The sequence below is a fragment of the Iodobacter sp. BJB302 genome, from assembly GCF_002735645.1.
Lineage (GTDB): Bacteria > Pseudomonadota > Gammaproteobacteria > Burkholderiales > Chitinibacteraceae > Iodobacter.
This window is the reverse complement of record NZ_PDZG01000095.1, coordinates 1-13,290: the sequence shown is the minus strand read 5'-3', so window position 1 is coordinate 13,290 and position 13,290 is coordinate 1. Positions and strand designations below refer to the sequence as shown.

Sequence of the window (13,290 nt, the reverse complement as noted above, 5' to 3'; positions counted from 1 at the left end):
TACATCCATTACTATAACCACGACCGAATCAAACTGAAGTTAAAAGGGCTGAGTCCTGTGCAATACAGAACCCAGCCCTTGAGCGCCTAGCTTTTATACTGTCCAACTAATTGGGGTCAGTTCACAATGCGGCTTTTTGTTGGCTGATTGTTTTATCTGTGAAGCTTAAAACTAATTATTCTCCATGCCCAGTTCCTGAATTTTTCGGGTGAGTGTATTTCTGCCCCAGCCCAGTAATTCAGCCGCTTCAATGCGTTTTCCCCCTGTAAAGGCAAGGGCACGCTCGATCACAATCCGCTCGAAAGCGGGGGTCAGCTCGTCCAGAATGCGGTTGTCGCCACGGCTGAGACGCTGGCTGATTTCAATGCCAAGGTGGCTCAGCCAGTCTCCGCTCTTGCTGAGCACTTCTCCGTTATTGAGCTCCGGCGGTAAATCGCCTGCTTGTACCAAGGCGCCGGGGGCCATGACGGTCATCCAGTGGCAAAGGTTTTCCAGCTGGCGCACATTGCCGGGAAAACTAAAAGCGGCCAGCTTTGCCATGGCATCATCGCTCAGGCGTTTTGCTTCGATGCCCAGCTCTGCTGCAGATTTACTCAGAAAAAAACGCGCCAGCAGCGGGATATCTTCAGATCGCTCCCGTAGTGCGGGTAAGCGCAGGCGAATGACATTCAGGCGGTGAAACAGGTCTTCCCGGAATTGCCCTTGCTTAACGCGCTCTTCTAAATGCTGATGGGTTGCCGCAATCACGCGCACATTGGCTTTAATGGGCTGGTGCCCGCCCACCCGATAATAAAAGCCATCAGATAAAACGCGCAGCAGGCGGGTTTGCAGCTCGGATGGCATATCGCCGATTTCATCCAAAAACAGCGTGCCGCTTTCGGCCTGCTCAAAGCGGCCCTGCCGTTTGGCATCCGCGCCGGTAAAAGCGCCTCTTTCGTGGCCGAATAATTCTGATTCAAGTAAATCTTTTGGGATCGCCGCTGTGTTGATTGCAACAAAGGGGCGGGCAGAGCGCGGGCTGTGCCGGTGCAGTGCACGGGCGACCAGCTCTTTACCGCTGCCTGATTCACCTGTGATCAGTACGGTGGCCGCAGATTGGCTCAGGCGGCCAATGGCCCTGAATACATCCTGCATGGCAGGAGCCTGGCCTAGGATTTCTGGTGCGGGCGAGTTTGCTGGTACGGGGCTGCCCTCCTGTCGGGTAAAACGCTCGCTTTCTTCTATGGCCCGTCTGACTAAAGCGGTGGCCTGGTCTACATCAAAAGGCTTGGGTAAATATTCAAAAGCACCCCCTTGAAAAGCAGATACGGCACTGTCTAAATCAGAATGGGCCGTCATGATAATCACGGGCAGGTCCGGCCAGTCTTGCTTCACAATTTCTAAAAATTGCAGGCCGGATTCGCCTGGCATGCGGATATCGCAAACGATTGCCTGAGGTTGTTCCTGCGATAGTTTTGCCAGCGCTTCGGTGGCAGAGGCAAAGCTGGAATGCGAGATGTTTTCTCTGGCAAGGGCTTTTTCAAACACCCAACGAATAGAACGGTCATCATCAATAATCCAGACTGCGCTCATACGGTCTCCTGATTCGGTTTATATTGCCAGCCATTGAGTGGAAGCAGCAGGCTAAAGCAGGTTTGGCCGGGACGGCTTTCAAATTCAATCGTACCGTGGTGCTGTACTACAAAAGTGTGGGCCAGATGCAGGCCGATTCCTGTGCCGCCGGGGCGGCCGGAAACTAAGGGATAGAACAATGTTTCCTTGAGCGAATCAGGTATCCCCGGGCCGTTATCAATAATTTGAATTTGCAATGCAAGCGGGAAACGACGCCGGTTCAGCGTAACCTGCCGCGCGATCCGGGTACGCAGGAAAATCTCACCCACCCCTGCCATGGCTTGCACGGCGTTGCGCACAATATTAAGCACGGCTTGTATCAACTGCTCCTGATCGGCAATCAGGCTGGGCAGGCTAGTATCGTAATCCCGCTTTACAGATAAGCCATTGGGGGTTTCTGCCAAAGCAAGGCTGCGTACGCGCTCTAATACTTCATGAATATTTAATTCGGTGAGCTTAGGCAGACGGTGGGGCGTAAGCAGGCGGTCGAGCAGCCTTTGCAGGCGCTGTGATTCATCAATAATCACCTGGGTATATTCTTGCAGCTCGCGGCTGTGCAGCTCACTCGATAATAATTGCGCTGCGCCGCGTATTCCGCCGAGTGGATTTTTAATCTCGTGTGCCAGATTTCGAATCAGCTCGCGGTTGGCTTGCTGCTGTGCTTGCAGCCTGGCTTCATTCACAATTTTACGTTGCTGATCCATCTGGCGGATTTCAACAAGGGCCGCTGCAGCGCTGGTTTCGATGGGGCTGGCTGTGAGCGTAACGTAAATATCACCATGGTTGGTGGACAGCAGCAGCTCATGCTCGGTAATACTGATGTTTTCTGTACAGGCAGTGATGACGGCACTCACAATGGGGCTGTGGGGCTCCAGAGTGGCTGAGAGCGTCATTCCCACATCATCCTGGCGCAGGCCAAGCAGATCGGTTGCTGCCGGATTAACGTAAACCAGCGTACCGTCTGCGGCAACGGCAATGACGGCATCGTCCAGAAACTCAAGACCGGAAAAGGCAGAATGGCTCATGGCGGCTTGCCCTGTAAGATCGTTTATCTATGGGGTTCTAGCAATTTGCGGGCCAGCAGAAGAATGGCTTTTTTTGCTGCTTCAGACTGAAGCATACACGAGCAATGCACCATGGTGGTGCATTGCTTGAAGCTGATGGTGCGTCAGAAAGAAGAGTAAGCGATGGGCAGGTGCTTAGCGCAGGCGGCTGATTTCGGATTGCAGGGCGGTGATGTTTTTTTCATGCAGCGTCATATTATTGCGAATGCGGCCCATTTTTTCGACATACTTTTGCGGGCTGGCTTTTTCTTCGGCGCTTCTGCTGCTTTCAGCTTCTGCGAGTAAACGGCGTGCTTCGGCCAGATTTTTTTGCTCGCTGGCCAGCTCTTCGTTCAGGATCAGCTGGCGGTTACTGTCCCGGCTTTTTTGCGTTGCAGCGTCAACACGCGGGAAATTGCCTGGCGTGGCGGTTTGCGGGCTGCGCTCCTTAGGGGCGGAATTACCACGTGAGCGCGGGGCAGGAATAAGCGCACCCGGCTCTGCCAGAATACGCTGTGCATTACGCATGGGAATATTTGAAAATGTAACATTGCCGTTCTCGTCCACATATTTATAGATATCAGCGTGGGCCAGCGGGGCAATACACAGGATAGAAATAAAAAGATACTTAAGCATGGGCGTAACTTAACACAGGACGGGTTTAAATCAACATAAGCAAGTTTGCTAGTGTTCGCTAAGCGCTTATTCAGCTGCAGCTGTATTTTTCAGTGTTTTGATGATTTGCTCCGGTGTTTAGTCTGCTTGCTTTTCGCTATGGCCCAAAGGTTTTTCCGGAGCGATTAAATCCCTGACTCTTTGTTTCAGCTCTTTTGCTTCTGGGAAGCGCCCTTCGGTTTTTCTGTCCCAGATCAGCGTATCCATACAGTGCACAACAAAAACGCCCCCCGTGCCAGGTTGTAAAGCGACTTCTCCCAGCTCTTGTGCAAAAGTGGAAAGCAGCTCTTGCGCAAGCCAGGCCGAGCGAAGTAACCAGTTGCACTGTGTGCAGTACAAAATGCTTACACGGGGAGTGTGGTGGATCGTCATTAAAATTGCACGCCTAATTGATGGAGCTGTATTGTGGTTTCTTTGGCACTGGTATGGTGAATGCCATGCCAGCCTGATTCTATTGCCGCATTCGCATTCTTTGCCACATCGTCGATAAAAACCAGCTCATCAGGCTGTAAATTTTGAATAGAAAGCGCAATTCTTTCAAACATGGCCTGATAAATGGCCGGATCAGGTTTAATTAAGCCGAGGCGGCCAGAAACCACAATGTCTTTAAAACGGTGAAGCAAAGGATAGTTTTCCCATGCATAGGGAAAGGTTTCATTCGACCAATTAGTTAAGCCATAGAGTGGGACATTGGCCGCTTCTAATTGTTCCATCAGCGCAACACCATCTGGCAAGGTGCCATTTAATGTTTCCGGCCAGCGCGCATAAAATGCAGTAATCCAATCGGCATATTCAGGGAATTCAGCTTGTTTGATCCGGATAGCATCGCTAATGCTGCGGCCACGGTCTTGTTCGATATTCCATTCGCCATTACACACATGGCTTAAGAAAAAGGCCCGCTCTTTTTCATCACTAATTAATTTGCGATAAAGATATTCGGGATTCCAGTCAAATAAAACACCACCAAAATCAAAGACAACGGCGCGAATAGTCATGGTGAACTGACTCAGGGAATGACAGACGCGCCATTGTACCCCCTGAGCTTTACTTATTAAATGACAGTTATACTTATTTAATATTCAGCAACTTATGTTTGAATAAACAAACTGATGCGATCAATATTCCACAAATCCGTTTAAATTTCTAAGCTGTAATAACGATAAGTCTGGTCGGCCTTATAGCCCAGGGATTCATATAAAGCCTGGGCGCGCTGATTACTATGGGCAGTAGATAAATCAAGGCGCACTGCGCCGGTTTGTATGGCGTGAAGGCGGGCTTTTTCCATCAGCAGGCGCGAGATTCCCTGGCCTCTGGCTGCTTCATCAACAAATAAATCATATAAAACCCAGACTCTGGCCGCAGCAATAGAGCAAAAAGAAGGGTAGAGCTGGATAAAACCAAGCCCATTACCTTCCTGATCGCTGGCTAATAAAATTACGCTTTCATTAAATGCCAGCCTCTGCTGCAAGAAATCATGAGCAATTTGCAGATTGCTCTCTTGCTGATAAAAAATGCGATAAGCATTAAATAAGGGGGCTAATTGGTTTAAATCATCTAAATTGGCATAGCGGATAAAACACGGTTTACTCATCAATACTTACCTTTTTAGATACAAGTGGTTCAAGTAATACTGCAAGTAATCGGGCTATGCCCAGTGCGAGCGGAATAGCGCCAGCCCAGCATAAAACAGGTGAAAAACCACTGAAGTGGAAAAACACCATCAAACCTGCTCCTATTCCGATAAGGGTGCATGCCTCGTGTAATCGACGGCCTGGATGGTCCTTAGCACCTTTGTCTGCTTTGGCAGAATATAAATTTTCTGCCCCTGCTTTAGGCGTATTAAACAGCTCGGGGGGAATGGGTAAGTCTTTTGCCAGCATTTTTTGAATGGTTTCATGCTGTAACTGAAGCTTTTGGTGGCGAAAGTAAAACACGATGGCCACAATAAACACCGGCATTAAAATAGACACAACAGGAATAATAATATCTGCGGATAATAGGGCTTGCAGGGCATTCATGTCGTTTTCCTTAAGCAATTATGGTGTTTATTCTGACGTCATACCACCATATTTGGCAAGAAAATAACAGGGCTGCCTGCAAGGACACACTGCCGGGGGAATCAGCGTTAATTCCTTCCTTTCCAGTTTGCATTACAAATTGATTGCAGGTACTTGAGCGCTCTTTCCATATAAAAATCCGGGCGTTCGGGATCATCATTGGCCAGTTCAAAACTTGCTGTGTTTTTTAACTCGCTATTCCAATACCTGGTGAGCTCTTCCTGATAAGCCACTGGGATAATATGCTCAATAAATTGCCTGATGGCTTCAGCATTAAAACCAGATTCTCTGTATTTGCTAATCAGCTCTTTTGCTTCTCTTTTAAGCAGGGAAGATTTTAATGGCAGCTCTGTTGCGGCTAATAAAAATAGCGTTGCCACGGATTGTTCGTCATTATCATGGCTTAACTTGCGCCAGTGTTGGGCCTGCTGATGATCGTGATTGCTGATTTCGCTGATATCGGCATCAAGGAAATAGCAGGTTTCCGGCATAAATTGAGCGGCCTTGATTTTAGGAAGCTCAAAGGCAATAAATCCGGCCATTTCTGACTGCGCTGTGTTTTGTATTTGGGCTGGCGCGGCAAAAAAAAACTGATTAAATCGTTCTGTATCCAGCCCTGATTTTTTGGCTGTTTTAATCAGCTTATCCAGCTCTGCCCGGTTGGGCAGTTTTAATTTTGCATCTTTATTAAATAAAATCAGCATGGTTGTTTGAATCAGCGATTCTGCATCGCAAAACTCATTAGCGGCCAGCGCTAATTTTTTTGCCAGCCAAAACCCCAGATCAATTTTTTGCTGGTACTGCTGTTTTTGTTTTAATTCTTCCAGATATTTGGCAAATGAAATACGTTCTTGTGCCGTTTGCTGATTCAGATAGCTGATTGCCTCTTCGCCTGATTTGCTTACCAGTAAAGTATCCTGCGGCATGGCGTGCAGTTTTCTGAGCATATCTGCACCCGCTTTTGAATGAGACAGCAGGGTATTTTTGCTTAAAGACAGCGCGGCAAGCCGCAGATCACCTTTGGATATTTCTTCAAGATAAAGGCTGATTAAATTCACCATCCGGATCAGTGATAATTCAATATCCGGACGCAGATAGGCTGTACCAAAATAATTGGCGATCTGCACCATACCTTTGGCTAAATCAGTTTGAATCTGTATTAATTTTTCTGCTGAAATAAGGCCCTCAGTGATGCCATAGCTGAGGGCTTTATCAAAGAATCTGCGGCTGTCAATGGTGGATAATGCGGTAGAGGCTGTACTCATACTTTCCCTTTAAATTGCAGATTCTTCAGCATCGCTTTCAAGATCAATCATTTTGAGCAGATCTTCAATCATGGCGTTGCTTGGTGCTTTGCTTTCAGCTTTCAGATATTTGGCCAGTACCCGGCCTTGCAGCTCAAGAATCAGGTGATCAAATGCATCGGGCAGCTCGTGAAACAGCACCCAAATGGTTTCTTTCCAGTCGCTGTCTGCAATTTCTGCTCGGGAGACATTCCATTTCAATTTATCAATAATGTGCTCTGCCGAATGAAAGACTTCAAAAAATTCTTTGATTTCATCAGTGCTGCTGCTGCCATCGTCACACATAAAAGGAAGTGTTGCGCTGGTATTGCTGGCGTGCAGTACAAAATTAAAGACATCTTCGTGAAAATCATGAAAGTAATCAGCAAGGGTTTCTATCCCGGCTGGATTGTTTTCATAAATGGCTTCCAAATATTCTTCTGCAGAATCTGAATGCTTATAAATAACCACATTAATCATGGCGCGCAGTTTATCTTTTGTGCGGTCGCCATATTGCGAATCTAAAACAATGGCCCGGGCAAATTGCTCAGGCGTGACTAGCAGGCTGAGTACTGATTCTTTAGATGAATCGTATTCACGCATAATGGCTAATAAATCTTTGGCAGGTACATCTTCTAAAATTTCAGCCAGCGCATAATCGCCCTGCTGATCGGCAATATCCGACAGCGCTTTTTCTGCACCGCTGATATCTCCGGTCAGAATTAATTTTGATGCATTAATAATTGCTGGATGCATGCGAAATCCTTTGTCTTTAATCGGGTTAATGACTAAGCCTATTGAGCTTAGAACAAGCCGGTGTATTTACTTAATTGTTTTCAGCTTCTGTTGATTCAAAGCCTTGCTCACTCAGCCAGTCTGAACCTGATTCATCTAATTGCAGCGCTCCGTCTTCGTCATCTTCTTCTTCGTGCCCGCTTACTTCTTCCTGTACATAATGAGTGTGCGTGCCAATGCTGCGCATAAACTCTAATGCAGCGGCCATAACCATAAACTGATCACCACCCTCTGTATTTAAAGTGGCATCAATTAATTGATTTGCCCAGCTGGCAATGCTTAAGTGGCTGCTTAGCTCATCCCATGAAATAAAGTCATCGCCATAGCCTTCGGGCTCACTGAAAATAATACTTTGCATGGCTTTGGGGTTATTAAAGCTGAAAGCATTATGAAAAATTACTGCAACCATTTCTGGTGCAAATTCAATCATCGGCAGGATATGTTCAATTTCCTGACGTTTTTCATTGAGCCGTTTTTTAAGGGCGGATTTTCCTTCGGAATCGCTGGATAAATCATCTAACTCGGCTTCGTAATTGGCGTAAAGATCAGCAAAGTATGGGGAAATGCTCACTGGGTAATTCCTTTAATATATTTTTCGGCAATTTCTCTGGCAATCTCAAGCGGATTGTCGATCAGGCTGCGCTGCCGGTAATCGTCGTAAGCCTGGCGGCGTGTTGCGTCGGCCAGCACTTCATACGCTTGCTGAATGGCTCTGAATTGTGCAACCGCAGCGGGGTCCGGGTTTTTATCCGGGTGGTAGCGGGTTGCATTTTTGCGGTATGCGGATTTAATTAAATCGATGCTGGCAGTGGGTGAAACGCCTAGTTTTGCATAATGATCTTGAATAACAGACATGTGGGCTTTTTTTCCTAAAGCGCAGAGAGGGGCAGGTAATCGCTGCACCTTGCCGGGACGAGGTGCCATCTGCCTGTATTTTAAACGAAAAACGGCAGCAGCCCTTGCTATATCAACTGCTTATTGCAGGGGCTGCTGCTCTGCCGCTTAGATAACGGAGTATACGGTGGATGGATAGCCTTGCTTAAGGCGGCCTAATTCGCGCCATAATACGCCAGCAATCACCATACCAATCAGCATGTTGACTAATGGTAGTGCAATATACACACCATGAACGCCCCACCATTGCGGCATAAGCCAGAGTGCCGGTATCAGGAGCAGCGTTTTGCCTAAGGTTCCCAACATAGACAAGCGGGTGAGCGCCATGGCTTGTAAAGCAATCACCCCTACAATAATTACGCCATCAAAGGGGAGCGCAAATAAGTGCAATTGCAGGGCTTGTGTTGCCGATTCGATCAGTGCCTGATCTTGGCCTGCGTAAAGCGTAGCAATGGTCTGTGGGAAAAACTGCACGACGGCCAGTATTGTAAGGCTGATGGCTAGGCTGACTTGTAAACCATAAGATAAAGTTTGCGCCAGTCTTTGTGCTTGTTTTGCACCGGTAGCGTGGCTTAAGAGGGGCTGCATCCCCAGCGCCAGCCCGTGTATCAGCAAAATAAATACGGCTTCGGTATAACCTGCAACAGCATAAGCGGCGACATCGCCACTCTGGCCGTATTTCAGCAGCTGGTAGTTATGCGCAAAGAGTAGAAAAGCTAAATTAGCCTCCATCAGCAGGCTGGATATTCCGAGGCCCAGCATCGAAGGCATGCTTTGCCAGTGCGGGCGCATATCTTTCAGAGCAAGACGTAATCGAGCAAAGGGGCTGAAGAAGTAGATCAGCCCTGCTAGGGTGATGAGTGCTTCATCGAGCACGGTGGCATATGCCAACCCCGCTAAGCCCCAGCCGAATACCACAACAAATAAGTAGTTCAGGCCAATATTACCCAAGCCGCCTGCCACGACCAAATAGGTAATAAGCTGCGGTCTGCCATCGTTTCTCACTAAATATATCACCGCCATCTGACCTATCGTGACGAGGCCGCCCCAGAGCATGATCGATAAGTAGGAGCGTGCTTCTTGCAGTACGGCAGGATCATTATCTGCATTAAGCAGGGCCAGTAGATGATCCAGTTGGCTGATACCGATGATGGGCAAAAGAATGCCGAGTGCCGCAATAATCAGCAGGGTGTTGGCGAGCGCTTGCCGTGCTTCTTTGCTGCGTCCAGCGCCTTGCAAGATAGAGATTCGTGTGGCGGCACCCATGCTAATCATGGCGCCTAAGCCGACTTGCAGCAAAATCACGGGGTAAACCAGATTAATCGCCGCCAGCGCATGCGCGCCCACATAGCGGCCTACAAAAATGCCATCGACCACGGTATAAAGGCCAATCACCAGCATGCCTGCAATGGAGGGAATGACATAACGCCAGAAGAGGGTTTTAACTGGAAGAGTATTCAGGTCCTGTACGTTTTGTTGATTCATAAAAGCTCACTTGCAGCACCGGGGCCACAGGATTAAAGAGCCGGCTAGGTTAACATTTAATCAGTCACGCACGATTAATTAATGCTATGTAATAATTCCGGGAACTAAAAAGGATCATCAGGGCAAGAAAAACCAAAGAAGACGCGCAAAAAACGCGTGATGCCATCCTGAATGGGGCGGAGCAGGTGTTTTTAGATAAGGGTGTGGCTCAAGCCACGATGGCCGATATTGCAGATGCTGCGGGTGTATCCAGTGGGGCGGTTTATGGCCATTACCCTAATAAAATCGATGTTTGCAAGGCCATGAGCGAGCGCATGTTTGCGCTTGAAGCGATGCACTTTATCCCCGCCGGCAGCAGCGCTATGGAGGCGCTGGTACAAACGGGGCTTTATTATTTGAATCTCTTTTGCCAGCCGGGTACGGCTCAGTCTGTGATTGCTATTTTGTATTTTAAATGCGAGCGCAGCCCGGAAAATACTGCTCTGATCAGGCACAGGGATTTGATTACAAAATTAGCGATGCATTACAGCCTGCGTCTTTTGCGCCGCGCGGTGCAAAATAAAGAGCTGCCTGATACCCTCGATTTACGTTTGAGTAATCTGTATTTGCATACGGTTTTTGACGGCACTTACGACATGCTGCAGGATGTTTACCCAGACCGCCCTCAGGCGGCTTTGCCCGATTGTGAGCGCATGCTGCGCACGGCCGTTTCTAGCCTGATGCATGCGCCATATTTTCAACGGAATAATGAAGGGCAGGCTTATTTAGCCCTGTGAGTGGCTAAGTTTGATGATTGCTGCGGCAGAGTGCAGCTTAAAAAACTAAGCTGAAATCATTAAAAAGCGGGCAGCATCTTTGAATCAATGTTTCTTTTGCCTGGAGAGGCTGCATGAATCGTGTCGATCAGGCCAGCAGACGCAAAGTTCTGGGGGCTTTGGCTGGTTTTGGGGTTTTAAGCGCGCTGGGGCCTGCGGCATGGGCATCGGGAGGTAAAGGCAAATTTGCAGTGGGCTTTATTTATATTGGTGCTGCAAATGATTTGGGCTACAACCAGGCTCATGCAGCGGGTGCTCACGCTGTGGCTGCACTGAGTGATGTGGAAATCCACGAGCTTTATTCTATACCTGAAGGCAAAGAGGCATCGGTGGCGATAAAGATGCTGGCCGGGCAAAAAAATTGCCGCATTATCTTTGCCACCTCTTATGGTTATTTCAATCCTTATGTACTTGAAGCCGCCCGGCAATATCCTGATGTGGTGTTTTTACATGCGGGGGCTGTATACCGGCAAGGCATCTATCCAGAAAATGTGGGTACTTATTTTGCATATACCGACGAGGCTCAATATATAAGTGGCCTTGTGGCCGGGCTGATGAGTGCGACTGGCCGCATGGGTTTTATTGCAGCCAAGCCCATCCCGCAGGTATTACGCAATATCAATGCCTTTATGCTGGGTGCGCGGCGGGCTAATCCGCAGGCAGAAATGGTTTTGCAGTTTACGGGTGACTGGAGTAATCCCCAAAATGAAATGGCGGCATTTAAGATGTTAGCTGACAAAAAAGTGGATGTTATTTCCTGCCATATTGACTCCCCAATTAAACTTGCTGCGTTGTGTGAAGCGCAGGGTATTCATTATTGTGGTTACCATTTTGATCAGAGCTCTATCGCTCCGAAATTTCTGCTGACGGGCGCAGAGTTTGACTGGACCCATCTTTACCCGGATTACGTAAAAAAAATCAGGTCTAAAAAAGACTGGCCACGTGCCGTAAGGGCGGGCTTTGCCGGTGGTTTGCTGCGCAACACTCCCTATGGCCCGCTTGTTCCTGCTGCTGTCCGGGCGGAGGCTGACCGGGTGCGTGAAATGATTAAAAGCGGAAAAATGTTTGTTTTTTCCGGGCCGGTAAAAGATAACAACGGCAAACTGCAGATTACAGCCGGACAGAAATTTGCAAGCACAGCGCAGGAGCTGGAAAAAATGTATTGGCTGGCTGAAGGAATAATCGGCAACTTACCCCGCTAGAAGCTCTGTTGGGGCAAGGCCCATGTGCGTTGTTATCGCTTCAGAGGTGTCGCACGATGAAGGTTTTGCTGCGTAAATTGATGCGGACATTGGTTAACTTCCCCTTAACCATGAAATTTATGCTGCTGCCTTTTATTTTTACTGTGGCTCTGCTCATTGTGACCGTGGTGGGGCTTGGCCAGGGTGAAAGTGCGCGTCAGGCCGCGCGCTGGCTTGGCCAGGAAACATTGCCAAGTGTTATAGCAATTAATCGCTTTGCGCTGGAGTTATCCCATATTCAAATTGATTTACAAAGACTGGTGGTTTGGGAAACCAATTTTTTTGATAAAACGTCTGTTGCCCGATTAAGGTCGAATTTACTGGCTCAGATTGAAAACTTAAAAAAAGAAACCCAGCATCTGAAGCAATACAAGCTGGATGCTCAATTGATTACAAGTATTGAGCGCTTTTTAGATGATGCTGAGCGCAGCGCCAGTTTAGTCAGTATTGATATCGCCGCAGGGGGCCTCGCGGCAGAAGATGTGACCGGCCATTATGCTTTGATCCGCGAAAAGTTAAACCGCCATGTAAAGAATGCAGAGCTGCTGGCCAATCACCATATCTCGCAGGTGCTGGCAGAGGCGGAGCATGCCCGTGCACTGGCATGGTCAATTGTTGTTCTTGTGAGTCTTGGATCCATCATTATTTCTGTTTTATTAGCCCGCCTGATTGCCCGCCCTATTTTGGATATGACGCAGGTCATGAAGCAACTGGCAGAAGGCCGCTCCTCACTGGAGGTAATTGGTCTTGAGCGCAAGGATGAAGTAGGGGCCATGGCCGCTGCACTGGCGGTTTTTCGCCGTAATGCAATTCAGCTTAATGCCACACAACAAGATTTACGCGATGCTCAGGCCAGGCTCAATGCGGCGGTGCAGTCGATGTCCAGTGGCTTTGTGGGCTTTGATGCCAGGCAGCAACTGATTATGGTGAATGAAGCATTTGCCCAGCTGGTTGAAATTCCTCAGGAAGAGCTTTTGGGGCTTGATCTTGGCGGCATGATGCAAAAGATTTCTGAAGTGCATCATTGCAGCCCCGAATGGACGATCAGAAAAGTAGACTGGCTGGGGGCCGGGCTGGGAAGTATTGAAATTCGCCTGGGTGACCGCTGGTTGCAGCTGGGCAGAAATTGTATTCCCGGCGGCGGTGATGTTGTGGTGCTGACCGATATTACGGCGCGGCGCGAGCTGGCTGCGGCACAAAAAAGAGCCATGGAGCAGGCAGAAGAAGCAAGCCGTGCCAAAGGTGATTTCTTAGCCAGAATGAGCCCCCCTGTGTCAGGATAGTTGAGATACTCCCTTTTCAGGGATTCCAACTTACTCAGGGGGCTGGTTACTTATCATGTCGCGTATTCCCAAGGCTCGTAAAGATGCCATTTTAAGCAAAATGCTTGC

16 protein-coding genes are annotated in these 13,290 nt (G+C 48.4%); 4 read left to right on the top strand and 12 right to left on the bottom strand.

Going from position 1 to position 13,290, the window contains the following annotated elements; genetic code table 11:
- On the top strand, positions 1-90 hold a 90-nt coding region (locus tag CSQ88_RS20395; RefSeq protein ID WP_143449393.1), incomplete at its 5' end, for an IS3 family transposase.
- Positions 91-171: 81 nt separating this feature from the next.
- Here CSQ88_RS20395 and ntrC read toward each other — a convergent pair.
- The 12 genes from ntrC to CSQ88_RS20335 form a co-directional block, all read right to left on the bottom strand.
- Positions 172-1,572, bottom strand: coding sequence for a nitrogen regulation protein NR(I) (gene ntrC, locus CSQ88_RS20390; RefSeq protein WP_099399910.1), 1,401 nt, complete (start codon positions 1,570-1,572; stop codon positions 172-174).
- Positions 1,569-2,636 carry a nitrogen regulation protein NR(II) gene (gene glnL / locus CSQ88_RS20385; protein ID WP_099399909.1) on the bottom strand — a complete coding sequence of 356 codons (1,068 nt, stop codon included), beginning with the start codon at positions 2,634-2,636 and terminating at the stop codon, positions 1,569-1,571. The genes ntrC and glnL overlap by 4 nt, the downstream gene beginning before the upstream one ends.
- A 174-nt stretch (positions 2,637-2,810) precedes the next feature.
- On the bottom strand, positions 2,811-3,290 hold the full coding sequence (locus CSQ88_RS20380; RefSeq protein WP_099399908.1) for a DUF4124 domain-containing protein: 480 nt from the start codon (positions 3,288-3,290) through the stop codon (positions 2,811-2,813).
- A 117-nt stretch (positions 3,291-3,407) separates the two neighbouring features.
- Positions 3,408-3,701, bottom strand: coding sequence for a SelT/SelW/SelH family protein (locus tag CSQ88_RS20375; RefSeq protein WP_099399907.1), 294 nt, complete (start codon positions 3,699-3,701; stop codon positions 3,408-3,410).
- Positions 3,701-4,324, bottom strand: a complete 624-nt coding sequence (locus tag CSQ88_RS20370; protein ID WP_099399906.1) for an HAD family phosphatase — start codon at positions 4,322-4,324, stop codon at positions 3,701-3,703. Before CSQ88_RS20370 ends, CSQ88_RS20375 begins: the two co-directional genes overlap by 1 nt.
- A 140-nt stretch (positions 4,325-4,464) precedes the next feature.
- Positions 4,465-4,920 (bottom strand): N-acetyltransferase, encoded by a 456-nt coding sequence (locus tag CSQ88_RS20365; protein WP_099399905.1) that lies wholly within the window; start codon positions 4,918-4,920, stop codon positions 4,465-4,467.
- Complete coding sequence (locus CSQ88_RS20360; protein WP_099399904.1) at positions 4,913-5,347, bottom strand: DUF6249 domain-containing protein; 435 nt, start codon at positions 5,345-5,347, stop codon at positions 4,913-4,915. Before CSQ88_RS20360 ends, CSQ88_RS20365 begins: the two co-directional genes overlap by 8 nt.
- Before the next feature lie 107 nt (positions 5,348-5,454).
- Complete coding sequence (locus tag CSQ88_RS20355) at positions 5,455-6,651, bottom strand: hypothetical protein (RefSeq protein WP_099399903.1); 1,197 nt, start codon at positions 6,649-6,651, stop codon at positions 5,455-5,457.
- A 9-nt stretch (positions 6,652-6,660) separates the two neighbouring features.
- Positions 6,661-7,425 carry a hypothetical protein gene (locus CSQ88_RS20350; RefSeq protein WP_099399902.1) on the bottom strand — a complete coding sequence of 255 codons (765 nt, stop codon included), beginning with the start codon at positions 7,423-7,425 and terminating at the stop codon, positions 6,661-6,663.
- Positions 7,426-7,495: 70 nt separating this feature from the next.
- Complete coding sequence (locus tag CSQ88_RS20345; protein WP_099399901.1) at positions 7,496-8,035, bottom strand: hypothetical protein; 540 nt, start codon at positions 8,033-8,035, stop codon at positions 7,496-7,498.
- Positions 8,032-8,319 carry a DnaJ domain-containing protein gene (locus tag CSQ88_RS20340; RefSeq protein WP_218963159.1) on the bottom strand — a complete coding sequence of 96 codons (288 nt, stop codon included), beginning with the start codon at positions 8,317-8,319 and terminating at the stop codon, positions 8,032-8,034. Before CSQ88_RS20340 ends, CSQ88_RS20345 begins: the two co-directional genes overlap by 4 nt.
- 147 nt (positions 8,320-8,466) lie before the next feature.
- On the bottom strand, positions 8,467-9,843 hold the full coding sequence (locus CSQ88_RS20335; RefSeq protein WP_099399900.1) for an MATE family efflux transporter: 1,377 nt from the start codon (positions 9,841-9,843) through the stop codon (positions 8,467-8,469).
- Positions 9,844-9,956: 113 nt separating this feature from the next.
- On the opposite strand from CSQ88_RS20335, the gene CSQ88_RS20330 reads away from it, so the two are divergent.
- From CSQ88_RS20330 to CSQ88_RS20320, 3 genes are all read left to right on the top strand, one after another.
- Positions 9,957-10,619: a TetR family transcriptional regulator gene (locus tag CSQ88_RS20330; RefSeq protein WP_306475257.1), complete on the top strand. Its 663-nt coding sequence runs from the start codon at positions 9,957-9,959 to the stop codon at positions 10,617-10,619.
- A 113-nt stretch (positions 10,620-10,732) separates the two neighbouring features.
- Positions 10,733-11,860, top strand: coding sequence for a BMP family ABC transporter substrate-binding protein (locus CSQ88_RS20325; protein ID WP_099399898.1), 1,128 nt, complete (start codon positions 10,733-10,735; stop codon positions 11,858-11,860).
- Between the two features lie 56 nt (positions 11,861-11,916).
- On the top strand, positions 11,917-13,182 hold the full coding sequence (locus CSQ88_RS20320; RefSeq protein ID WP_099399897.1) for a PAS-domain containing protein: 1,266 nt from the start codon (positions 11,917-11,919) through the stop codon (positions 13,180-13,182).
- The last annotated feature ends 108 nt before the right edge of the window (positions 13,183-13,290 follow it).